This window comes from Pseudomonas sp. NPDC087185 (genome assembly GCF_044744955.1).
In the GTDB taxonomy this organism is placed as follows: domain Bacteria; phylum Pseudomonadota; class Gammaproteobacteria; order Pseudomonadales; family Pseudomonadaceae; genus Aquipseudomonas.
The window spans coordinates 119613-143441 of sequence record NZ_JBIUZK010000002.1 but is presented as its reverse complement, the minus strand read 5'-3'; the positions used below and the strand labels follow the sequence as shown (position 1 = coordinate 143441).

The window sequence follows — 23829 nt, the reverse complement described above, 5'->3', positions numbered from 1 at the left end:
TAGCCATGCCGCGAATCATTGCCTGCCTGGCCTTCACGCTGGCATTGACCAGCGTTGGAATACAGGCCTCCCCGCCCGATGTGATGCCCTATACCCTGTTGGCCCGCGCTTCCACGCCACCTTTGCACCCGCAACTTACAGTGCCACAAAAGCAGTGGCTGCACGGCCGCCAGCATCTGGTACTGGGTACATCGGCTCCGGATTACCCGCCATTCGACATCACCAGTGGTGGGCGAGACTACCAAGGCCTCACCGCCGAATATGCCAACCTGATAGGCAAAGCCCTGCAACTGCCGATACGCGTGCTGCGCTACCCCAGCCGTCAGGCGGCGGTGCAGGCGCTCAAGCGAGGCGATATCGACCTGCTCGGCAGTGCCAACGGCTATGAGGCTGCCAGCGAAGGCCTGGCGCTATCGCACCCGTATGCGATCGACCAGCCAGTGCTGGTAACCCGCGAAGACGAAAACCGTGCGCTCAACCACGGCCTGGACGGCATGCGCCTGGGCATGCTGTACCACTACCTGCCCACACAGGAGGTCAGCAGCGTGTACCCAAAGGCCGAACTGCTGGCCTTCGGGTCGTCGACCCAAGCCCTGAACGCAGTGGCGTTCGGGCAGGCCGATGTCTTCATTGGCGATACTATTTCGACCCACTACCAGCTCAATCGCGGCCACTTGCCCCGCTTGCGCATGGCCAGCTTCGGCAAGCACGAAAATGTCGGCTTCAGCTTCGCCATGCGCGCACAGGATATTGAACTCAGGGCACTGGTCAATGCCACCCTCGACCAGCAGCCAAGCACCGTGCGCACCAGCATTTTCAAACGTTGGGGCGCCGGCGGCGACCTGCTGCTGACCGATCGCAAACTGCAACTTACAGCGACGGAAGAGCAGTGGCTGCGCGCCCATCCCATCATGCAAGTGGCCATAGACGAGACCGCGGCACCGCTGTCCTACTTCGACAGCAATGGCCATTTCCGCGGGATAACCGCCGACATTCTGGACCTCATACGCCTGCGCACCGGTCTGCGCTTTGAAGTACAGCGGGCCAACGGCATCGCCGAGATGATAAGCCGCCTGGAAGACGGGCGAGTGAACATGATCGCCGCACTGGCTGTGGACCAAATGAGCGACGAGGGCCTGCACATCAGCCGCCCCTACCTCGAAAGTGCCAACGTGCTGGTCACCCGCAGTGAAAACGCTCAGTACACCTCACTGGATAAACTGCGCGGGCGGCGCATTGCGATCACCCGCTACAGTGCGATGGCGAAAATGCTGGCAACCCATTATCCACAGACCGGCTGGATCGAGACCGAAAGCCCTTATTATTCCATGGCCCTGCTAAGCAGCGGTGCGGTGGATGCGGTGATTACCACGCTGATCGATGCCAGCCACGCCTTGGCCGGCAACACCAAACTGGTCATTCGCAGCACCGTAGGCAGCGAACCGGCCAATTTCGCCATGGCCACGACCGACCAGGCGACGGAGCTGGCCTCGATCCTCGACAAGGCGCTCTTGAGCATTTCGCCAGAAGAACTGGGCGCCATAAATAATCGCTGGCGTGGCTACAGCCCCCATGATGACAGCAGTTGGCAGGGCGTTCGGCGCCGGGTTCTGCAAGTGTTGCTGGGTACCGGCCTGCTTCTGTTTCTGGCACTGGTCTGGAACGCCCGGTTGCGCCGCCAGATCAAACAGCGCCAGCAAGCCGAACGCGCCCTGAATGATCAGCTGGAATTCATGGGCGCACTGCTCAACGGCACCCCGCACCCTATGTACGTGCGCGATCGCGAGGGCTGCCTGCAAAGTTGCAACGACAGCTACCTGCAGGCGGTGCAGGCCAACCTCGACGAAGTGCTCGGCAAGCGCCTGGAAGAAAGCCTGTTCTGCGCGGACGAGCACACCCGCCAGATCCACGCCGACTATCTGCAGGTGATGGCCGCCGGCGTGCCGCTGATCATCGACCGCCCACTGCGGCTCAAGGATTACGAAATCACCATCTACCACTGGATCCTGCCTTACCGTGATTCACTGGGTGAAGTGCAGGGCATCATCGGCGGCTGGATCGACATCAGCGAGCGCCGCAAGCTGGTGCAGGAACTGCGCCAGGCCAAGCAACTGGCTGATGATGCCAACCGCGCCAAGAGCACCTTCCTGGCCACTATCAGCCACGAGATCCGCACCCCGATGAACGCGGTCATCGGCATGCTTGAGCTGGCGGTCAAACGCGCCAATCAGGGGCAGATCGACCGCACCTCGCTGGAGGTCGCCCACCACTCGGCCAAAGACCTGCTGGGCCTGATCGGCGACATTCTGGATATCGTGCGAATTGAATCCGGGCATCTGTCCATCGCTCCGGAGCCAGTCGAGCCGGCGACGCTGGTCGAATCGGTCGGCCGCGTATTCGATGGCCAGGCGCGGCAAAAGGGCCTGGCTTACGACATCGTCATCGACCCAAAGACCCACTGCCATGCCCTGCTCGACCCGTTGCGTTTCAAGCAGATCCTGTCCAACCTGATCAGCAATGCCATCAAGTTCACCGAGCACGGCCAGGTGCGCATCAGCCTGGGCCTGGGGCGCGAGAGTGCGGATGCGCCACCCAACCTGGAACTGGAGGTACGTGACAGCGGCATCGGTATTCACGACGATGACGTGCAGCGTCTGTTCAACCCCTTCGTTCAGGTCAACCCACATAGCCAGGGCGCGCGTGCAGGCACGGGCCTGGGCCTGGCTATTTGCCGCAGCCTGAGCGAAATGATGGGCGGTACCCTCAGCATCAAGAGCCTGCCGGATTTCGGCACCCAGGTTCGACTGGTGTTGCCGCTGCAACGCGTCGACGCACCGCCCCCGGTGCCGGAGGCGGAATACGTCGAGGCGCCCGACCCGCAACTGACCGTGCTGGTAATAGACGACCATCCAGCCAACCTGCTGCTGATGGCGCAACAACTGGGCTACCTGGGCCTGAAACTATCCACCGCCAGTGACAGCCGCGAAGGCCTGGGCAAATGGCGTGAAGGGCATTTCGACGTGGTGGTTCTCGACTGCAACATGCCGCACATGGACGGTTATCAACTTGCCGCTGCCCTGCGCGCCGAAGAACGCCGGAGCGGGCGCCCGCGCTGCATCATCCTGGGATATACCGCCAACGCACAGCCCGAAGTCAGGCAGAAATGCCTCAGTGCCGGCATGGATGACTGCCTGCTCAAACCCATCAGCCTGCGCGCACTCAGCTTGCGTCTGGCAGGCATTGCCCCGCAGCTGAACCGGACCAACTCAAGCAATTTGTTCAAACTCGATGGCTTGCACAGCATCGTTGGCGACAACCGCAAAGACCGAGATCGGTTTTTGAGCGCCTTGCACCTGAGCCTACAACAGGACCTGGCCCAGCTCATGGGCCTGGCCCCAGAAAGCGAGGCACCCGCCATTGCCGATCAGGCACACAAGATCCTCAGCGCGGCGCGGATGCTGGAGGCACTCGACATGATGGCGGCCTGTGAGGCCTTGGGGGAAAGCGACTTGCCCACATCACAGCTCAAAATGCGGCGGCAGGCTTTGGCGCGGCATATGCGCCGCGTAGAAAAAGCCCTGGCCAGGCAGCTGGCCAAGGCTTGATGAAGCGGCGCCCGACCGGGCGCCTGCCTCAGGCGTGCATCAGGAAGCCGGGTTGACCGGCTTTTCCGGATACCAGGCGTCCAGCAGCGGGCTGACTTCGATGGTGGTCAGCTCGCTACGGCCCTTGAGCCAGGCTTCGACTGCAGCGCGCTGCTCCTCGTTGACCGAACCACGGTTGGCCAGGCAGACCAGACCGAAATCATCGCCGCCGACATAGTCCAGGCCGTTGGCATCCATGGCTTCTGCCAGGAAGGCGTCGAGGAAGGCATCGATGGCTTCGTCAGACAGGTCTTCCTTGAAACCCAGGTTCAGTTCGAAACCCAGCTCCTGGAATTCATCAACGCACAGCTTCTTGCGCAGACGACGGGAACGGTTGGTAGCCATGAAACAATCCTCTTGAGTAATTACGCGCGGCACTTTAACAGTTTCCGCAGTGCAAGGGCGCTTTTCCGTCGAACGTGGCGCATGAGCGATGCGCTTGGGGCATAATGCGCACTATATTTCGTCATGGGGTCATCATCTCTTACAGCCCCAGTGTCTTTCCCCCTCGTGCGCAGGGTATCAATCTCCTATGATCAAAACGCTCCGTCCCCTTGTTCTCGTCGGCCTGCTCCTGCCCTTCGCCTTGCCCAGCCAGGCCGCGGCCGTCAATACCTCACTGCCACCCAAGGTGCAGCAGGCACTCAAGGCCAACAAGCTGCAGGACACCGCGCTGTCGCTGGTGATGCTGCCGCTCAACGGCCCCGGCACCGCTACCGTGTTCAATGCCGATGTGTCGGTCAACCCGGCCTCTACCATGAAACTGGTCACCACTTATGCGGCCCTTGAGCTGCTTGGCCCGACTTTCCAGTGGAAAACCGAGTTCTACACCGATGGCACCCTGAGCAACGGTGTGCTCAACGGTAACCTGTACCTCAAGGGCGGCGGTGACCCGAAGCTGAACATGGAGAAGCTGTGGCTGCTGATGCGCGACCTGCGCGCCAACGGCGTACGCACCATCACGGGTGACCTGGTACTGGACCGCAGCCACTTCGTACAGCCCAACCTGCCGCAGTTCGACGATGACGGCGGCGACGTCAACAAACCCTTCCTGGTCAAGCCGGACTCCCTGCTGGTCAACCTCAAGGCCCTGCGTTTCGTCGCACGCAACGATGGCGGCAAGGTGACCATCGCAGTCGAGCCACCGATTGCCAGCATCCGCATCGACAACCAGGTCAAGGCCGTGGCCTCCAAGCAATGCAGTGGCGACGTACGCTACAACCCGGTACCTCAGCCAGACGGTATCAGCGTAGTGGTCAGTGGCCAGCTGGGTGATGGCTGCAATTCGCAGACCTACCTGTCGCTGCTCGATCACTCGACCTATGCCGCTGGCGCCGTGCGCGCGGTCTGGAATGAGCTGGGTGGCAGCATCCAGGGCCGCGACCGCATCGAGAACGTGCCCAAGAGCGCCCGCCTCCTGGCCAGGGCATTCTCGCCCGACCTGGTGGAAGTGATCCGCGACATCAACAAGTACAGCAACAACACCATGGCCCAACAGCTGTTCCTGAGCCTTGGCGCGCAGTTCCGCACCGACGCCGATGGCGACGATGCTCGTGCAGCGCAGCGTGTGGTGCGCCAATGGCTGGCGAAAAAAGGCATCACCGCACCGCATCTGGTGATGGAGAACGGGTCGGGCCTTTCACGCGCTGAACGCGTCAGCACCCGCGAGATGGCGGCGCTGCTGCAGGCGGCATGGAACAGCCCTTACGCGGCCGAATTCATAAGCTCAATGCCGCTGGTGGGCATGGATGGCACCATGCGCAAGCGGCTCAAGCGCACTGCCATGACCGGTGAGGGGCACATCAAGACCGGCACCCTGAACACCGTGCGCGCCATCGCCGGCTTCAGCCGTGACAGCAACGGCAATACCTGGGCGGTTTCGGCGATCCTCAACGACCCCAAACCATGGGGTGCCTCGCAGGTTCTGGACCAGGTGCTGCTCGACTTGTACCGCCAGCCGAAGGCAGGTAACAGTACGGCAGCGACAAAACCTTGATTGCTAGGTAGCCCCTACGGCCTCTTCGCGGATAAACCCGCGAAGAGGCTCGTACTGCACTGACATCGTTCAGCCCAACTCCGCCTCAACCCGATCCCTGCCCGCCTGCTTGGCCGCATACACGCCGGCATCCGCACGCAGCAGCAAGGCATCGGCCCCCTCCCCCGGCCGCCACCCCGCCACGCCAAAACTCGCGGTCACCCTGCCCACGCCCTCGACCGGCACGTTGCGCACTCCCTGCCACAATTCCATGGCCAACAGCCGCGCCTGCTCGGCAGTGCTGCCCGGGCACAGCACCATGAACTCTTCCCCACCCAACCGGCAGAACACGTCGGTACGGCGCAAGCGCTGGCCAATACGCTGACACAGGCTGCGCAGCACATGATCGCCCACCGCATGACCAAACTGGTCGTTGATTCGCTTGAAGTGGTCGATGTCGAGCATGATCACCGCAAGGTCCTGGCCATCACGCTGAGCGCGTTCCAGTTCGACTTTGAGCCGGTCCTGGAAGTAGCGACGGTTATGGATACCGGTGAGGGCGTCGGTCACTGACAGCGTGCGCAAATCCTCCTCCACGCCTTTGAGGTCGGAAATGTCAGTGAGGTAGCCATGCCAGAGCGTGCAGCCGTTTTCCCCGACCTCCGGCGTCGCCTCGCCACGCACCCAGCGCAACCCGGCTCGGGGAAGGCACACCCGGTACTCCTCGCGCCAAGGCGAAAGGTGTTCGGCCGAGTAACGCACCGAGCACCGTACCCGTTCCAGGTCATCGGGGTGAATGCGCTCGAACACCGCCGAGGCATTCTCGCGCAGCCGTTGCAGATCGACCTCGTAGATATCGAACAGCCCCTGGCTGGCATATGGAAAGCACGAATGGCCATCGGCATCGAGGCGGTATTGATAGATGCCGCCCGGCACCTCGGCACTGAGCTTTTCCAGCAGACGGTCACGCAATGCCAGCGCCTCATGCACACGGCGCCGTTCGGTGACATCGATGCAGATCGCCAGGTAGCCAACCCACAGCCCCTGCTCGTCGAGCACCGCAGTCACCAGCATGTTGGCCAACAGTTGGCTGCCATCCTTGCGTACCAGGGTCCACTCGCCGGGTTCCGCGCCGCCCTCCTGTATGGTTTCGGCAAACATCGCCTGGCCGCCGGCAATAGGCCGACCGTAGCGCATGCTCAGGGCGTGGGCACGCAGGTTGAGCTCTTCAGGCAGCACTAGGTCCTCTAGCTGCAGCTGCCCGATCGCCTCGCTGGCCGAATAGCCCAGCAGGCGTTCAGCCCCCGCATTGAACGTACTGACCACGCCCTTGAGGCTGGTCGCGATAATCGCCACCTGGGTGGCCGCATCGAGCACGCTGCGCAGCTGGTTATGGGTTTCGCGCAGCGACTGCTCGCTGACCCGCAGCTCGACCGTGCGCTGCTCGACCAGGGTCAGCGCCCGTTGCCGCTGACTGAACAGGTTGTAGAGCAAGGCGCTGAGCAGCAGGCTCAACAGGCCGCCGAGCAAGCCCACTGCCAGTGCCGCCGAGGAGCGGTTGCCCTGCAAGAACACCTGGCTCGGGCGGATATCGAGCTGGAAGTGATGGTCGGCCAGGTGCAGCAGTTGTGTGCTGAGCAACGCCAGTGGCGCAGGCGAGTTCTGTGAGTCGAACAACACTTCCCGGCCATTGTGCCCGCTCGAATCGACGATGCGAACCACCAGGTTGTCCTCGGCGGTGGCCGGCAAGCCGTCGGTGATCAGTTGCCGCAGGTTGAGCAATGCCATGACATAGCCTGCGGGCGGGCCATCGGGATGGGCGTTGGAAAATACCGGCGCCACCATCAACAGCCCGCGGGTGTATTCCGGTACCACATTGATCATGTCCAGCGGCGCGGAAACCGCCATGCTGCCGGGCTGCACCGCGCGCAACAGGGTCTGCTCGCGTGTCACCTGGCCACGCAGGTCCAGCCCGTAGGGTTGCCCCTGCTGATGGGTGGCCTGGGTATACAGTACCGGGAAGTAGTGATCACGGGGCGCTGCCGGCTGCCAGTTACCTTGGCTGTCCAGATCGCTGATCACATAGGCCTGGCCCAATGCGGCACTGGCCTGGCGCTCGAAGTCGCGCCGCTGCATGCCCTCGACCCGCGGCGCCCAGGAGTAAGCCTGAGTGCGGCGCAGCAAAGGCCGCGCGTAGCCATCGAATTCGCCTGGAGTGACTTCGTTGGAGAAGCTGAAGAAGCGCCGCAATCCGTCGAGGCGCTGCTCCTGGTCGTCAAAGCGCTCGGCGATGCGGCTATAGCGCTCGCTGGCCAGCAACTCGAAGCGCTGGCGCAGCTGCTGCTTGTAGAACGCCTGAGTGGCCAGCGCCAGGGCAACCGACAGCAAGCCGCCGGCCACCAACGCCACCAACGCCACGGCCCAAGCAGCCATCGCCTCGCTGAACAAGCCCAGCACCTTCGCACGCACCTTCGACATAGATCGATCTCATCACGTCAGCGTCCTGCGAACATTCTGGCCCTGTGCTGAGTTATAGCTATTGGCCACTAGTGATGCAATGCAACTCGTCCCATTTAGCGCAATTGCAGGCGCCAGGCACGGTGGATGCGGTTGTTGCGGGCGAAGTCCGGGTCCAGGGTCTGGGCACTGATCTCTTCCACCGCGTAACGCGCCGCCAAGTGCTCGTCGAGCTGGAACTTGCGGAAGTTGTTGGAGAAATACAGCACGCCGCCGGGGGCCAGGCGCGCCATGGCCAGGTCGAGCAACTGCACGTGGTCACGCTGCACGTCGAACACCCCCTCCATGCGCTTGGAATTGGAGAAGGTCGGCGGGTCGATGAAGATCAGGTCGTAACTGTCGCGGTTGGCTTCCAGCCAGGCCATCACATCACCCTGCTCCAGGCGGTTGCGCTCGGAGAAGCCGTTCAGCGACAGGTTGCGCCGCGCCCAGTCCAGGTAGGTTTTCGACAGGTCGACACTGGTGGTGCTGCGCGCACCGCCCTTGGCCGCATGCACGCTGGCCGTAGCGGTGTAGCAGAACAGGTTGAGGAAGTTTTTGCCGGCGGCCTCGCGCTGGATGCGCATGCGCATCGGGCGGTGGTCGAGAAACAGGCCGGTGTCGAGGTAGTCGGTGAGGTTGACCAGCAGCTTCACGCCGCCTTCGTTGACCTCCTGGAAGCGCCCCTCGGTGGCCTGGCGCTCATACTGGCGGGTGCCGCTCTGCCGCTCGCGGCGCTTGAGCACCACGCGCTGCGGGTCGATGCCCAGCACCTGTGGGATGGCGGCCAAGGCATCGAGCAGGCGCGACTGGGCCTTTTCCGGGTCGATCGAGCGCGGCGCGGCGTACTCCTGCACGTGCACCCAGTCCTGATACAGGTCGACTGCCAAGGCGTACTCGGGCATGTCGGCATCGTACAGGCGGTAGCAGCTGACCTGCTCCTTGCGTGCCCACTTGCCCAGCTGCTTGAGGTTTTTCTGCAGGCGGTTGGCGAACATCTGCGCGCCTTCTGAAAGGCGTGCCGGCTCATTGGCCACCGGCGCCTGGCGACGTGTGTCGGTGGTTTCGGCCTGGGCCTCACGGCGCTCGCCGGTGACGAACTGGTCAGGCTGCACCTTGAACAGCAGCAGCTTGCACGGCAGCGCGCCGTTCCAGAACGCATACTGCTTGTGGCTACGGATGCCCATGCGCTTGCCCAGCTCCGGCGCGCCGGTGAACACCGCCGCTTCCCAGCCCATGCACGCCTGGCGCAGGCGTTCACCGAGGTTCTGGTAAAGGTACAGCAAGCTCGCTTCGTCACCCAGGCGCTCGCCATACGGCGGGTTGCTGATGACCAGGCCTTTCTGGTTCTGGTCCGGGCGCGGCTCGAAGCTGGCGACTTCGCCCTGGTAGATCTTGATCCAGTCGCCCAGGCCGGCGCGCTCGACGTTGTTGCGCCCCGGCTGTATCAGCCGCGGATCGGCTTCGTAGCCACGGATCCACAGGGGTGGCTTGGCCAGGCCGGCCTGGGCGCGCGCCTGCGCCTCTTCGTGGACTTTGCGCCAGGTGGCCGGTACATGGCCCAACCAGGCGCTGAAGCCCCAGCGCTCGCGCTTGAGGTTCGGTGCCATGTCGGCGGCGATCATCGCCGCTTCGACCAGGAAGGTCCCCACACCGCACATCGGGTCGGCCAGGGCGCCGCCCTCGGCGGCGATGCGTGGCCAGCCGGCACGGATCAGCACCGCCGCTGCCAGGTTTTCCTTGAGCGGCGCGGCGCCTTGCTGCAGGCGGTAGCCACGCTGGTGCAGGCTGTGGCCCGACAGGTCGAGCGAGAGAATCGCCTCGCCACGGTCCAGGCGCAGGTGCACGCGCACGTCCGGGTCGATCTTTTCTACCGAGGGGCGCAAGCCCTCGCGGTTGCGCAGCTTGTCGACGATCGCATCCTTGACCTTGAGCGCACCGAAATGGGTGTTGTCGATGCCCGAACCATGGCCGCTGAACTCCACCGCCAGGGTGCCGTCGGCCGCCAGGTGATCGGCCCAGTCGACGGCATTGACGCCATCGTAGAGGTCGTCGGCGTTTTTCATGTTGAAGCGCTTGAGCACCAGCAACACCCGGTTGGCCAGGCGCGACCAGAGGCACAGGCGGTAGGCGGTTTCCATGTCGGCGACGCCGCGCAGGGCCGAGGTGTGCTCACGCACTTCATCAAGGCCGAGGCCCTTGGCCTCTTCGGCTAGCAGGCCTTCGAGGCCTTTGGGGCAGGTGAGATAGAGTTCGAAACGGTCCGACATGAGTATTCCAGAGCCTTGGGCTATTTAAGTGACGAGGCGACGCATCGCCCCGCCGATGTTTGCCCGAACGCCCTTCCAGCAAGCGTCCGAGTGGCCGCCCCTGCGCGCAATGTGCGCAGCGGACGGGCCGGGCCGCCTGATCGATCTGCTCTCGCCAGTGGCAGAAACAGCTTAGATCATCAGGCAGTGCAAAAAATTTCTGGCAACTTCGGGTCTGATGTGACCCTTCGTCGCATTACCAATTATTTCTGTCACCTCGCAGCAACGCTGGCGAAATGACGTCAAGGGTTGGGCAAACCCCGATCATAGCGGGCTCAACGCCAAACAAGGTTGAGTCGCATTTATTTACTTATCCCCTCACCCTTGGAAACGTTACGTGCTTATGACAAATCGATCATTCCCTCGGTGACCTGCATTCGTTAGAACTGGTCTCAGGCCGCTTCGCAACGAGGCGGCACCTTCAGCCCGCCACGCCGGCAGCGGGCGCAAACCGGCAGAAAGACTCTGCCCGGCCTCGGAGAGGCCGACGGGACATTACAGTCAACAAGTGAGGGCAACACCCTATGAGAAGACTTAAGCGTGATCCGTTGGAAAGAGCATATTCACGTGGCTACCAATACGGGGTCACCGGCAAATCCCGCGAACTTTGCCCTTTCAATCTTCCTTCTGTTCGCCAAGCCTGGATTAACGGCTGGCGAGAAGGTCGCGGTGATAACTGGGACGGAATGACTGGCACCGCTGGCATCCATAGACTCAACGAAAATCACGCCGTTGGCTGATCGAGGACACTGAATTCGAGTTACCATGCACGCCCCATCCGGGCGGCGGGCCACGGCCCAGGGGCCCCTTGATGGGGCCCTTTTTTATGCCCGTCTATTATGCACGCGGCATGGCCGCGATGGCATCCACCGCTTCACGGATCAGTGCCGGCCCTTGGTAGATGAAACCGGAATAGATCTGCACCAGGCTTGCCCCGGCGGCGATCTTCTCAGCCGCATGTCGGCCTTCGGTAATGCCACCTGCGGCGATGATCGGCATCTTGCCACCCAGCTCGGCCGCCAGCACCTTGACGATATGCGTGCTCTTCTGCAGCACCGGCGCGCCCGACAAGCCACCCGCTTCACCACCATGCGGCAGGCTTTCGACGCCTTCACGGCCCATCGTGGTGTTGGTGGCGATGACCCCATCCATCCCCGACTCCATCAGCGTTGCCGCCACCAGCGCGGTTTCTTCATCGCTCATGTCTGGCGCGATCTTGATCGCCAGCGGCACACGCTTGCCATGCTCGCCGGCCAGCTGCTCGCGGCGCTCGGCCAGCGCATCAAGCAGTTGCTTGAGCGAGTCGCCGAACTGCAGGCTGCGCAGGCCCGGGGTGTTCGGCGAGCTGATGTTGACGGTGATGTAGCTGGCCTCGGTGTAGACCTTGTTCAGGCAGATCAGGTAGTCATCGACTGCGCGCTCTACCGGGGTGTCGAAGTTCTTGCCGATGTTGATGCCCAGCACGCCGTCATAACGCGAAGCACGTACCCGCTGAAGAAGATGATCGACACCCAGGTTGTTGAAGCCCATGCGGTTGATGATCGCCGTTGCCTCGGGCAGACGGAACAACCGCGGCTTCGGGTTGCCTGGCTGCGGACGCGGCGTCACGGTGCCGATCTCGACGAAACCGAAACCCAGCTGGGCAAAGCCGTCGATGGCCGCGCCATTCTTGTCCAGGCCGGCAGCCAAGCCAACCGGGTTGGCGAAGTTCAAGCCCATCACGCTCACCGGCAGCGCAGCCGGCTGCTTGCACAGCACGCCATTGAGCCCGAGGCGGCCCCCGGCGCCGATCAGGTCCAGTGACAGGTCATGGGAGGTTTCCGGGGAAAGCTTGAACAGCAGCTGGCGGGCCAGGGTATACATGGGCGGGCAAGGCTCGGGCGGGAGTGAGGGTGCGATTATAGCCAGCGCGCGCGCGCCATGACAGGGCCTTGGCACATGGGTTGCTATATCGCCTGCACACTGCCTAATCCGTACAGGCGAGGATCTACGTGAATACATCAGCCCTGGCATGGGTGAACGGCAGCGACGCGCCGGAAAAACCCAGCCTCGATATCGGCTTCATGGCCCTGACCGACTGCGCCTCGGTGGTGGTTGCCGCCACTCAGGGCTTCGCCCAGCAACATGGCCTGACCCTCAACCTCAAGCGCCAGGGCTCCTGGGCCAGCCTGCGCGACAAACTGGCCAGCGGCGAGCTGGATGCCGCGCATTGCCTGTATGGCCTGGTCTATGCCGTGCACCTTGGCATTGGCGGCGTGCCGGCCAGCGACATGGCCGTGCTCATGGGGCTGAACCAGAATGCACAGGCCATCAACCTGTCCCCCGCCCTGCAGCGCAAGGGCGTGACCAGCCCTGAAGCACTGGTACGCCTGGTGCACCAGCATGGTGCGAGACTGACCTTCGCCCAGACCTTCCCCACCGGCACCCATGCCATGTGGCTGTATTACTGGCTGGCCAGCCAGGGCATCCACCCTTTGCACGACGTCAACAGCGTGGTGGTGCCGCCGGCACAGATGGCCGCGCATATCCAGGCCGGCCGTATCGATGGCTTTTGTGTCGGTGAGCCCTGGGCCGCCGCTGCCGTGGCCCAGGGCCAGGGCTTCACCTTGGCCACCAGCCAGTCGATCTGGCCCGACCACCCGGAAAAGGTCCTGGCCTGTGCCCGCAGTTTTGCCGAACAGTACCCCAACAGCGCCCGCGCACTGATCAAAGCCATCCTCGCCGCCAGCCGTTTCATCGAACAAAGCCAGGAAAACCGCCGCAGTACCGCGCAACTGCTAAGCGGCAGCGCCTACCTGGATACGCCGGTTGAAACCGTCGAACCGCGCCTGCTCGGTGCCTATCAGGACGGCCTTGGTCACCACTGGCAGGACCATCACGCCCTGCGCCTCTTCGACCAGGGCCGGGCCACTGTGCCCTACCTTTCCGACGGCATGTGGTTCATGACCCAGTTCCGCCGCTGGGGCCTGCTGCGCGACGACCCCGACTACCTCGGCGTGGCCGGCCAGGTGCAGCAGCTGGCGCTGTACCGCGAGGCCGCCGACGCGCTGGAAGTCCCTTGCCCTGCGCACGCCATGCGCAGCAGCCTGCTGATCGACGGCCGCCGCTGGGACGGCAGCGATCCGCATGGCTATGCGCGCAGCTTTAGCCTGCATGCCTTGGGCGATACGCCCGATGCCCGTATCGGTCTGTGAGGGTCACCACCATGCTGCGCATCCTGCTGATCGACGACACCCACAACAAGCTTGGCCGCCTCAAGGCGGCGCTGCGCGAAGCTGGCTTCGAGGTGATCGAAGCGCCAGACCTGACCATCGACCTGCCCGCCTGCGTCGAAACGGTGCACCCGGACGTGGTGCTGATCGATACCGACTCACCCGACCGCGATGTGATGGAACAGGTGGTGATGGTCAGCCGCGATCAACCGAGGCCAATCGTGCTGTTCACCGACGAGCATGACCCCGGGGTCATGCGCCAGGCAATCCAGGCCGGGGTCAGCGCCTACATCGTCGAAGGCATCCATGCCGCCCGGCTGCAACCGATCCTCGACGTGGCCATGGCCCGCTTCGAAAGCGACCAGGCGCTCAAGGCCCAACTGCAGGCGCGCGACCTGCAGCTGGCCGAGCGCAAGCGCATCGAGCAGGCCAAAGGGTTGCTGATGAAGATGAAGGACTGCAATGAAGAACAGGCCTATACCCTGATGCGCCGTCAGGCCATGAGCCGCCAGCAGAAGCTGATCCAGGTGGCCGAGCAGATCATTGCCATGCACGAGATGCTGGGGTGAGTCGACGACCGCAAATGTTGGCCCAGCTTTTGCTCAATAAACGCTACCGGTAGCCAACGGCGGTTGCCCCACTAACCCCGACAAAGACGTCGCTCTCCCCTCCACGCCAGTGGACCGGGTAGCGGCGTCTTTTCGTTTCCGTTGCATTGCCGAGTGAGGTGTTCGATGAGTACCAGCTTCTGGAAATCCGGGCATGTGCCCACGCTGTTCGCCGCGTTCCTGTATTTCGACCTGAGCTTCATGGTCTGGTACCTGCTTGGCCCGCTGGCGGTGCAGATCGCCGCCGACCTGCAACTGAGCGCGCAGCAGCGCGGCCTGATGGTTGCCACCCCGATCCTTGCTGGCGCGGTGTTGCGGTTCGTCATGGGCCTGCTGGTCGACCGCCTTTCACCGAAGACCGCCGGCCTGATTGGCCAGGTGATCGTCATCGTGGCCCTGGCGGGTGCCTGGTACATGGGTGTGCACACGTATGAGCAAGCGCTGCTGCTGGGTGTCTTCCTCGGCGTTGCCGGCGCATCGTTCGCCGTGTCGCTGCCACTCGCCTCGCAATGGTATCCGCCGCAGCACCAGGGCAAGGCCATGGGCATTGCCGGTGCGGGCAATTCCGGCACCGTCTTCGCCGCCCTGCTGGCCCCGGTGCTGGCCGCAGGCTTTGGCTGGAACAACGTGTTCGGCTTCGCCGTGATCCCGCTGGTGCTGACCCTGGTGCTGTTCGCCCTGCTCGCACGCAATGCACCACAACGGCCCAAGCCCAAGGCCATGGCCGATTACCTCAAGGCGCTGGGTGATCGTGACAGCTGGTGGTTCATGTTCTTCTACAGTGTCACCTTCGGCGGCTTCATCGGCCTGGCCAGCGCCCTGCCGGGCTATTTCAGCGACCAGTACGGGCTTAGTCCGATCACCGCCGGCTATTACACCGCCGCCTGCGTCTTTGCCGGCAGCCTGATGCGTCCACTGGGCGGCGCCCTGGCCGACCGCTTCGGCGGTATCCGCACCCTGCTGGGCATGTACAGCGTGGCCGCCATCTGCATCGCCGCCGTCGGCTTCAACCTGCCAAGCGCCGCCGCAGCCCTGGCCCTGTTCGTCAGCGCCATGCTCGGCCTGGGTGCCGGCAACGGCGCGGTGTTCCAGCTGGTGCCGCAACGCTTCCGCCAGGAGATCGGCGTGATGACCGGGCTGATCGGCATGGCCGGTGGCATTGGTGGCTTCCTGTTGGCCGCCGGCCTGGGCACCATCAAGCAGCACACCGGCGACTATCAGCTCGGCCTGTGGCTGTTCGCCAGCCTCGGCCTGCTGGCATGGTTCGGCCTGCACGGGGTCAAACAACGCTGGCGCACCACCTGGGGCTCGGCGGCGGTCACCGCAGCGCGGGTCTGAGGCACACCGATGAGCCTGCAACTGAGTTTCGCCCAAGCCAGTGCCACCGGGCCACGCGCCGAAAACCAGGACGCTCTGCGCCTGGTCACCCCGGCGCCGGAGCTGGCCGCCAGCAAGGGCTACCTGTTTGCCTTGGCCGACGGCGTCAGCCAGTGCGCCGACGGCGGCCTGGCGGCACGCGCCAGCCTGCAGGCGCTGGCCATGGACTACTACGCCACGCCCGCCACCTGGGGCGTGGCCCAGGCCCTGGACCGCCTGCTGTTGGCGCAGAATCGCTGGCTGCGCGCACAGGGCAGCCAACCGCTGTTGACCACCCTCAGCGCCCTGGTGCTGCGCGGGCGCCGCTTCACGCTTGCCCATGTAGGCGACTGCCGCGCCTACCGCTGGCACGCCGACCGCCTGCAATGCCTGAGCGAAGACCATGTCTGGGACCAACCCGGCATGCAGCACGTGCTCAAACGGGCGCTGGGCCTGGACCAACACCTGCTGGTCGACTATCTGGACGGCGAGTTGCAGCCCGGTGAATGCTACCTGCTGGTCAGCGACGGGGTCTGGGCCAGCCTGGGCGACCAACACATTCAGGCCGTGCTGCGCGAGCAGCCCGACCTGCAACTGGCCGCCGACACCCTGGTCGCCAGCGCCCATCACAATGGCAGCCAGGACAACGCCAGCGCCTTGCTGGTGCGGGTCGAGCAGCTCGGCCCGGCCAACCTTGGCGACACCCTGGTGCAATTGCAGCAATGGCCGCTGCCTGGCGGGCTGCGCGACGGCCAGGTGATCGACGGCTGGCAGGTCGAAACGCGCCTGGCACACAGCCGCCAGTCGCTGCTCTACCGCGTGCGCGATGGCCTGGGCCAGCCCTGGCTGCTGAAAACCTTGCCCGCAGAACGCGAACACGAACTGGGGGCGGCACAAGCGTTGCTGCTCGAAGAATGGTTCCTGCGCCGGGTTGCCGGCCGCCACTTCCCCGAGCTGCACGCCGCCAGCCAGCGCCAACACCTTTACTACGTCATGCGCGAGCACAAGGGCCGCACGCTGGCCGCGCACGTCGCCGAGCAAGGCCCGCTGCCGCTGGCCCAGTGGCTGGAGGTGGCGCGCCAGCTGCTGCAGGCCGTTGGCGTACTGCACCGGCGCAACCTGCTGCACCGCGACATCAAACCCGACAACCTGCACCTGGGCGACGACGGCCAGTTGCGCCTGCTGGACTTCGGCCTGGCGTACTGCCCAGGCTTGTCGCAAGACCAGCAGCATGATCTGCCGGGCACACCTTCGTTCATCGCCCCGGAAGCGTTCGAAGGGCAGCCGCCAAGCCCACGCCAGGACTTGTACGCCGCAGGCGTCACGCTCTACCACCTGCTGACCGGGCACTACCCCTACGGCGAAGTCGAGGCCTTCCAACGCCCGCGCTTTGGCCAGCCGTTGAATGCAGCGCGCTATCGCCCCGACTTGCCCGAATGGCTGCAGCACAACCTGCAGCAAGCCGTGGCGGCAGACCCGGCGCAGCGCTTTGAAACCGCAGAGCAGTGGCTACTGCTGCTCGAACGCGGCGACCGCCAGGCGCAGGGCAGCCTGCCTCGCCCCCTGCTCGAACGCGAGCCACTGAAGGTCTGGCGCACGCTGGCCCTGCTGTCCCTGGTGCTCAACCTGATACTGCTGCTCTGCCTGCTCAAGGGCTGAGCCCACCTTGCCGATGAGGAAACCCTGATGAATGCGAAAGTCTGGCTGGTCGGTGCCGGCCCTGGTGACCCCGAGCTGCTCACCCTCAAGGCCGTGCGCGCATTGCAACACGCGCATGTGGTGATGATCGACGACCTGGTCAACCCGGCCGTGCTGGAACACTGCCCACAAGCCCGGGTGATTGCCGTGGGCAAGCGTGGCGGCTGCCGTTCCACGCCGCAGGCGTTCATCCAGCGGCTGATGTTGCGTCACGCACGGCAAGGGCGATGCGTGGTGCGGCTCAAAGGCGGTGACCCGTGCATCTTCGGCCGCGGCGGCGAAGAGGCACTGTGGCTGCAAGGGCATGGCATCGAGGTGGAAGTGGTCAATGGCATCACCGCAGGCCTGGCCGGGGCAACCCAGTGCGGCATTTCACTCACCTCACGCGGGGTGAGCCGCGGCGTGACGCTGGTGACGGCGCACACCCAGGACGACAGCGAGCTGAACTGGATGGCACTGGCGCAAGGCGGGACGACCCTGGTGGTATACATGGGCGTGGCGCGGTTGGAGCAGATTCGTCAGGGCTTGCTGGAGGGGGGCATGGCGCCGGGGATGCCGGTGGCGATGATCGAGAATGCGTCACTGCCTGAGCAGCGCGAATGCCGCAGCGATGTGCGGGGGATGCTGGAGGATGCGCGGGCGTTCGGCTTGCGCAGCCCGGCGATCCTGGTGATTGGCGAGGTGGTTGGGGAGCGGGTGATACGAGAACTCGTGGCCGCTGCAGGGTAGTGCTGCGCCCATGTGGGCAGCACAAAACCCAGGCAAAGAAAAACCCGGCCGAGGCCGGGTTTTTCATTGAAGCTTCAGGCCAATTACTTGGACTGGGCTTCTACCTGAGCTTCAACGCGACGGTTGACAGCACGGCCTTCTTCGGTGGCGTTGTCGGCAACCGGACGGGTTTCGCCGTAGCCAACCGAGTCAACACGGGTGGATTCCACGCCGTACTGCTGGGTCAGGACCTGCTTGACAGCGTTTGCACGACGCTCGGACAGCTTCTGGTTGTAAGCGTCTGGGCCCACGGAGTCAGTGTGACCTTCAACCACGGTGGTGGTTTGCGGGTACTGCTTCATGAAGTCAGCCAGGTTCTTGATGTCGCCGTAGCTGTTAGGCTTGACGACCGACTTGTCGAAGTCGAACTTGACGTCCAGCTCAACGCGAACGACTTCGGCAACAGCCGGGCAGCCATCAGCGTCAACGGTAACGTTGGCTGGGGTGTCAGGGCACTTGTCGACGTTGTCGCAAACGCCGTCGTTGTCGCTGTCGGAGCAGACTTCAGCAACTGGAGCTGGAGCGACTGCGGCTTGCTTCGGGCTACCGCCGAAGTTCAGGCCAACGCCAACGCTCGGGGCCCACTCGGTGTCGCCCTGGTCGATGTTGTACTGAGCTTCAACGCCGGCACGGGCGTAGAACATGTCGGTGATGTACCACTTGGCGCCAGCGCCAACGTTGGCGAAGGTGGAGTGGTCACGACCGCCACGGCCGGTCTGGCCCAGCGACTGGTGCGAGAAACCAGCGGAAACGTACGGACGGATTGCGTCATACGGGTTGTTGAAGTGGTAAACGGCGTCCAGGGCGGTGTTCGAGCCCTTGATGTTCTTGCCGTCTTCGCCACGAGCGTTGTGCACTTCGTCGTAGCCCAGACGCAGTTCAACGTCGTCGGTCAGGAAGTAACCAACCGAACCGCCGAACAGGTTGCCGTCGTTCTTGAAGTCGCGCTGGCTGTCGAAGAATTCTTTCTTGTAGAAGATTTCAGTCTCGACGGCGCCTTGACCTTGTGCCATAGCGCCAATCGAAGTGGCGGCTACGAGCGAACCAATGGCCAAGCCCAAGGTGTTTTTCAATTTCATCCGTTAAATCCCCATCTGGTGATAGTTAAGCAGTCCCACCAACAAAACGGGGGACAACTCGACGGCAAGTCTAGCAGAACTCGCCGGTTGGTTAGAGATATTTGCGTAGGACTAAGTTTCATCCATACCCGAATATTTCTCTCTAAGCTTGTCTAGCGCACGCTTGTAGCGCATTTTCGTTGCGCTCAAACCCATGTGCATGATGTCGGCGATCTCCTGGAATTCCAGTTCCGCGACAAAGCGCAGCACCAGGATCTCCCGATCGATCGGGTTCACATACACAAGCCACTTGTCCAGCCCGCCCTTTTCTTCGGGTTTCGGTGCCTTGTCTTCAGTCGCCTCTTCAACAGGGTCAAGACTCAAGGCATCCATCAACCGACGTTTCCTGCGCTCCTTGCGGTACTGGGTGATGCACTCGTTATAGGTAATGCTGTAGAGCCAGGTCTTGAACTTGGATTTACCCTCGAAGTTCTTCAGACCGTACAGCACCTTCAGCATCACTTCCTGACAGACATCGTCAGCATCCCGGTCGTTCCCCAGATAACGCGCACAGACGTTGAACAGGGTTCGCTGGTAGCGCCGCATGAGCTCCTCATAGGCGCGGGTAACGTGATACAGCTCCTCATGCGAACGCGCCACCAACTCCTCGTCGGTGAGCTCGCGGGGGTCGTAACGCATGGGCGGCGAATAGACTTTATTCAAAACGGATCTGGCCGACAGTCAGGTCAATGTCGCCGCTCGGCCACGTGGGCCGATTTTTGCGGCGGCATACATTAACAGCTTTTGTGCGGTTAGCGGCTATTGACACGCTGCTCAAGCAACACGCGGTTAGACAGCGACACCAGTTCGCCATCATCGGTCAACAGCGTCGTCTTCACCGTGCCAATCGCCTCGATCTGCCCTTCGACCTCTCCAATCCGCACTTGCTGGCCGACTTGGTAAAGTTCGCGAACGTAGATGCCAGCCAGAATCTGCCCGGCAATTTCGCGGCTGCCGAGGCCCATCGCAAGCGCAACGGCCAGACCAACGGTAATCAGCCCGATCACGATCACATGGTTCAAGAGATCGGTTTTCACCTCGAGCTGGCTGATGGCCACCGAAATGCTGATGATGATGACCAAGCCCTGAGTGATACGCCCAAGCCCGGCGGAGTATTCCAGGCCGATGCCTTCGGCGGCGCCACGCACCAGGCCGTTGGCCACCTGCGCCAGCAGCACGCCGGCCAGCAGCACCAACGCGGCGCCAAACACCTTGGGCAGGTACAGGGCGAGCATGTCGAGGGTTGCCGAGACCCGCTCAAGGCCGAGCGACTCAGCGGCAGAGACCAGGAAGATCAGCAGCACGAACCAGTAGACGATCTTGCCGATCAAGGTCGAGATCGGCACCTGGATGCCGCCTCGGCTGAGCATCTTGGTTAACCCGGTGCCGGCCATCAGGCGGTCCAGGCCGAACTTGGCCAACAGTTTGGACAGCAGCGTATCGAGCAGCTTGGCCACCACGAAACCGAGCAGCACCACGACCAGCGCGCCGAACAGGTTGGGGATGAAGTTCGCTACCTTGGTCCATAGGGCGGTCATGGCAGTGACCAGGCTCTGGGTCCAGAGATCGAGTTCCATATTCAATCGGCCTTATCAGCTTTGCTGCCAGCGGCAGCGTTACGGGCAGAATGGCGGCGCACCGGCGCAACGTGCGCCGAGCCGTTGTTCACGGCGATCAGCAGCGCCTGGCTCCAGCGGCCAAGCAGGCTGAACAGATCACCCGCACCAACCTGGCGGTTGGCGGTTTTCAGCACGCGACCCAGGCACGCGGCGTCGTCCCGATCCTTACCGGAGGGCGACGCCTTGAGCAGGTCACGCAGGGATTCTTCAAACGGATCGTGCATGTGCACCTCGCGCAGTGTCAGTCAGAGACGAGGGTGCAGGGCGATGGGTCACACATCGCGTTGGCACCAATGTTTCAAATTGAATCGACACGCTCACACCCAGCGCAGCCGTCGAAACAGCCACCACTGCCCCACCGCCAGCCCCAGTACGACGATGCAGGCAAACAGGAAGCCATAGGGGTTCTCAGCGCCCGGGATGCCGCCGACATTAATGCCCAGCAGCCCAGTGATGAAACTCATGGGCAGGAAGATGCACGTAATGATGCCGAAGCGGTACATCGTCCGGTTCATACGCTCACTGCGCCGCCGATCCTCGCTCTCCAGCACCAGCGCCGCGCGCTCGCGGGCCAGCTCAAGCTCCTCCAGATAGCGAATCAGGCTGTTGTTCAGCTCGTTCCAGTAGTCGGCATCGGCATCGGCGAACCAGCTCCATTTGCTGCGCGACAGCTGGGCGTAGATTTCCCGTTGCGGGGCAAGAAAACGCCGCAAACCGGCGGCGCGGCGGCGAATCTGCTGCAGGCTGCCCTGCTCAGGCGTGTACCGTTCGTCGGATTCGACCTTTTCTTCCTCCAGGTCGACCAGCTCCGACAAATCGCTGACCAGCCCCTGGACCTTTTCGGTCAGCAATTCGCCCATCAGCAGCAACAGTTCGGACGCCGATTTCGGCCCCCTGCCCTCGTCCAGCAGCTGGAGCATCTCGTCACTGGCCCGCAACGGCCGCAAGCGCAGCGAAATGACCCGCTGCGCCTGGGCAAAAATACGCACCGAGACCATGTCTTCGGGCTCGGCGCCCGGGTTGAGGTTGACCCCGCGCAAAAACAGCAACAGCTGTTCATCGGCCAGCGGCAACAGGCGAGGACGGGTATTCTCCTCCAGCAGCAGGTCACAGGCGAACTCGCTCAGGCCGCTCTCTTGCAGAAGCCAGGTGCGGGTTTGTGGGTGACTGCGGTCCCAGTGCAGCCACAGGCTCTCCTGAGGCTGCAACTGCAGGCCGTCCAGCTCGGTCCGGGCGATCGAGCGCGCGCCGCCTTTACCATCGAGCACCAGGGCATGCACCAGCCCCCACTGCGCGTTGTCTTCCTCGAACATCAAAGCTCCATCAGCGCGTGCGGCGCATCACTCCGGCATTTTCAGCGGGCTTGGCGAGACGATCACGCCATTGTTGTCGGCATAGACGTATTCGCCCGGACGGAACGTCACGCCGGCGAAGGTGACCGGCACGTTGAGCTCACCGACGCCGCGCTTGTTGCTTTTTCTCGGGTGACTGGCCAGCGCCTGCACGCCAACGCCCGTCTGGATCAAGATGTCCACGTCACGCACGCAGCCGTAGACCACCAGACCTTCCCAGCCGTTCTTGGCGGCTTTTTCGGCGAGCATGTCGCCCAGCAGCGCACAGCGCAGCGAACCGCCGCCATCGACCACCAGGACCTTGCCCTTGCCGTCGAGCTCGACCTGCTCCTTGACCAGCGAGTTGTCTTCGAAGCACTTGAGGGTAACGATCTGGCCGCCGAACGAATCACGGCCACCGAAGTTGCTGAACATCGGTTCCAGCACCTGCACCAGGTCCGGGTAGGCGTCGCACAGGTCGGGCGTTACGTAATGCTGCATGGGAAGCTCCTGTCAGTCACAACGAATGCGGGTGTCGGCCAAGGCTACACCGGGGAGGCTGTCGCAGTCATCCGGGACTGAGCGGTCATCTGCATTTCGTCTACCCCGGCCTCTTCGCGGGCTTGCCCGCGAAGAGGCCAGTAAAGCCAACACAGGATCAGCTGACCGGGACAGGCTCCGCGACCACCGTTGACGCATGCACCGGCACCCTCGGGTCACGCAACCATCGCTCTACCAACGGCCACACCTGCGTCTGCGCCGCCTTGCTGACCAGCATGTCGACATGCCCGAAGGCCTCGAAGCCTTCCTCGCGGCCCAGCCTGAGGAACTGCTTGCGCTCGCCGCCCAACTGGTCGAACAGCTTGCGGCAGGCCCACACCGGGTCCTGGAAGTCGCCTGCACCGGCCACTGCCAGCACCGGCACATCCACGTCGGCCAGCCCAGCCCACCAGTCATGGTCCTTGTCACCGAAGCGCCCGAACAGGCCGTGCCAGCGCATGCTTTCCAGGGCCAGGCCGATCGGCTCGTCCTCAGGCCCACGCTTGAAGCGCGGGCCGGAAATCTGCCCCCAGCGCTTGAGCAGCAGCTTCGCCCCCCACGTCACAGGCGGCACCTTGAGCGGCCAGTACACCCGGCTGATCTGGGTGCCGAAAAACGCGGCACTGGCGACCTGCTCCGGGCGCAGAAAACCACCGCCCAGGGCTGCCGCCAGGGTGGTACCGCCCAAAGAGTGGCCAATCCAGTGCGGTGCCTTGCCGGACTGCTCCTGCACGAAGGCCGCAATCAGCGGCAGGTCATCACGGGCATAATCGGCCACCCGGTTGTGCCGCCAGTGCCGATTGCGTGGCGACAGGCCATGGCCGCGCATCTCCGGGATCCATACATCGAAGCCCGCGCGTGCCAGGTGGGCGCCCAGGCCAATGCCCTTGGGCGAATACCAGAAGCGCCGGTTGGAAAAACTGCCGTGCAGGAGAATGACCGGCACGCCCTGGGCACCGCCCTGGTCGGCCAGGCCCAGGCGGGTCACGGCCAACTCGACGCTGGGGTCAGGGCTGTTGCCGGCCTTGATCCGGTACACGTCTTCGCTGAGGTCACCGCGGCGTTCGGCACTGAGCAGGGCCACGGGAAATAGAGTGCTGCTGCTTTGCATAAGGTAGCTTGGTGCACAAAAAAGGGCGGGGTCCATTGCTGGAG

19 protein-coding genes are annotated in these 23829 nt (G+C 63.4%); 8 read left to right on the top strand and 11 right to left on the bottom strand.

Annotated elements, in window-relative coordinates; translation table 11 throughout:
* The first annotated feature begins 5 nt into the window (after nt 1–5).
* Complete coding sequence (locus ACIPIJ_RS05920; RefSeq protein ID WP_401073747.1) at nt 6–3605, top strand: transporter substrate-binding domain-containing protein; 3600 nt, start codon at nt 6–8, stop codon at nt 3603–3605.
* 39 nt (nt 3606–3644) lie between these two features.
* On the opposite strand, the gene ACIPIJ_RS05915 is transcribed toward ACIPIJ_RS05920, so the two are convergent.
* Complete coding sequence (locus ACIPIJ_RS05915) at nt 3645–3989, bottom strand: YggL family protein (RefSeq protein WP_401073744.1); 345 nt, start codon at nt 3987–3989, stop codon at nt 3645–3647.
* A gap of 187 nt (nt 3990–4176) precedes the next feature.
* Here ACIPIJ_RS05915 and dacB point away from each other — a divergent pair, with 187 nt between their 5' ends.
* On the top strand, nt 4177–5640 hold the full coding sequence (gene dacB / locus ACIPIJ_RS05910; RefSeq protein WP_401073741.1) for a D-alanyl-D-alanine carboxypeptidase/D-alanyl-D-alanine-endopeptidase: 1464 nt from the start codon (nt 4177–4179) through the stop codon (nt 5638–5640).
* A 69-nt stretch (nt 5641–5709) separates the two neighbouring features.
* Here dacB and ACIPIJ_RS05905 read toward each other — a convergent pair whose 3' ends face one another.
* Together ACIPIJ_RS05905 and rlmKL are read right to left on the bottom strand one after the other, a co-directional pair.
* Nucleotides 5710–8097, bottom strand: coding sequence for a diguanylate cyclase (locus ACIPIJ_RS05905; RefSeq protein ID WP_401073739.1), 2388 nt, complete (start codon nt 8095–8097; stop codon nt 5710–5712).
* Between the two features lie 95 nt (nt 8098–8192).
* The gene (rlmKL, locus tag ACIPIJ_RS05900; protein WP_401073736.1) at nt 8193–10385 is read right to left on the bottom strand and encodes a bifunctional 23S rRNA (guanine(2069)-N(7))-methyltransferase RlmK/23S rRNA (guanine(2445)-N(2))-methyltransferase RlmL; all 2193 of its coding nucleotides are present in this window, start codon (nt 10383–10385) and stop codon (nt 8193–8195) included.
* Between the two features lie 563 nt (nt 10386–10948).
* Here rlmKL and rmf point away from each other — a divergent pair.
* Nucleotides 10949–11164, top strand: coding sequence for a ribosome modulation factor (rmf, locus tag ACIPIJ_RS05895; protein ID WP_003248687.1), 216 nt, complete (start codon nt 10949–10951; stop codon nt 11162–11164).
* Nucleotides 11165–11261: 97 nt separating this feature from the next.
* Here the strand turns inward: rmf and ACIPIJ_RS05890 are convergent, their stop codons facing one another.
* Nucleotides 11262–12287 (bottom strand): quinone-dependent dihydroorotate dehydrogenase, encoded by a 1026-nt coding sequence (locus ACIPIJ_RS05890; protein WP_401073733.1) that lies wholly within the window; start codon nt 12285–12287, stop codon nt 11262–11264.
* A 128-nt stretch (nt 12288–12415) separates the two neighbouring features.
* Between ACIPIJ_RS05890 and ACIPIJ_RS05885 the strand changes: the two genes are divergently transcribed.
* The 5 genes from ACIPIJ_RS05885 to cobA all read left to right on the top strand — a co-directional run bounded on the left by ACIPIJ_RS05885 (nt 12416) and on the right by cobA (nt 18027).
* Nucleotides 12416–13618: a CmpA/NrtA family ABC transporter substrate-binding protein gene (locus tag ACIPIJ_RS05885; protein ID WP_401073731.1), complete on the top strand. Its 1203-nt coding sequence runs from the start codon at nt 12416–12418 to the stop codon at nt 13616–13618.
* 11 nt (nt 13619–13629) lie between these two features.
* The gene (locus tag ACIPIJ_RS05880) at nt 13630–14205 is read left to right on the top strand and encodes an ANTAR domain-containing response regulator (RefSeq protein WP_401073728.1); all 576 of its coding nucleotides are present in this window, start codon (nt 13630–13632) and stop codon (nt 14203–14205) included.
* Between the two features lie 165 nt (nt 14206–14370).
* On the top strand, nt 14371–15582 hold the full coding sequence (locus tag ACIPIJ_RS05875) for a nitrate/nitrite transporter (protein ID WP_401073725.1): 1212 nt from the start codon (nt 14371–14373) through the stop codon (nt 15580–15582).
* Nucleotides 15583–15591: 9 nt separating this feature from the next.
* Nucleotides 15592–17259: a protein kinase gene (locus tag ACIPIJ_RS05870; protein ID WP_401073722.1), complete on the top strand. Its 1668-nt coding sequence runs from the start codon at nt 15592–15594 to the stop codon at nt 17257–17259.
* Between the two features lie 27 nt (nt 17260–17286).
* Complete coding sequence (cobA, locus tag ACIPIJ_RS05865) at nt 17287–18027, top strand: uroporphyrinogen-III C-methyltransferase (protein ID WP_401073719.1); 741 nt, start codon at nt 17287–17289, stop codon at nt 18025–18027.
* Between the two features lie 83 nt (nt 18028–18110).
* Here the strand turns inward: cobA and ACIPIJ_RS05860 are convergent, their stop codons facing one another.
* The 7 genes from ACIPIJ_RS05860 to ACIPIJ_RS05830 form a co-directional block, all read right to left on the bottom strand.
* Nucleotides 18111–19145, bottom strand: coding sequence for an OmpA family protein (locus ACIPIJ_RS05860; protein ID WP_401073716.1), 1035 nt, complete (start codon nt 19143–19145; stop codon nt 18111–18113).
* 111 nt (nt 19146–19256) lie between these two features.
* On the bottom strand, nt 19257–19823 hold the full coding sequence (sigX, locus tag ACIPIJ_RS05855; RefSeq protein ID WP_401073714.1) for an RNA polymerase sigma factor SigX: 567 nt from the start codon (nt 19821–19823) through the stop codon (nt 19257–19259).
* A gap of 113 nt (nt 19824–19936) precedes the next feature.
* The gene (locus ACIPIJ_RS05850) at nt 19937–20761 is read right to left on the bottom strand and encodes a mechanosensitive ion channel domain-containing protein (RefSeq protein ID WP_401073711.1); all 825 of its coding nucleotides are present in this window, start codon (nt 20759–20761) and stop codon (nt 19937–19939) included.
* Nucleotides 20762–20763: 2 nt separating this feature from the next.
* On the bottom strand, nt 20764–21027 hold the full coding sequence (locus ACIPIJ_RS05845; RefSeq protein ID WP_401073709.1) for a CrfX protein: 264 nt from the start codon (nt 21025–21027) through the stop codon (nt 20764–20766).
* A 93-nt stretch (nt 21028–21120) separates the two neighbouring features.
* Nucleotides 21121–22116: a zinc transporter ZntB gene (locus ACIPIJ_RS05840; RefSeq protein WP_401073706.1), complete on the bottom strand. Its 996-nt coding sequence runs from the start codon at nt 22114–22116 to the stop codon at nt 21121–21123.
* A 27-nt stretch (nt 22117–22143) separates the two neighbouring features.
* Nucleotides 22144–22635, bottom strand: a complete 492-nt coding sequence (gene rraA / locus ACIPIJ_RS05835) for a ribonuclease E activity regulator RraA (protein WP_401073704.1) — start codon at nt 22633–22635, stop codon at nt 22144–22146.
* Nucleotides 22636–22792: 157 nt separating this feature from the next.
* Nucleotides 22793–23785: an alpha/beta fold hydrolase gene (locus tag ACIPIJ_RS05830; RefSeq protein WP_401073701.1), complete on the bottom strand. Its 993-nt coding sequence runs from the start codon at nt 23783–23785 to the stop codon at nt 22793–22795.
* Between the last annotated feature and the right edge of the window lie 44 nt (nt 23786–23829).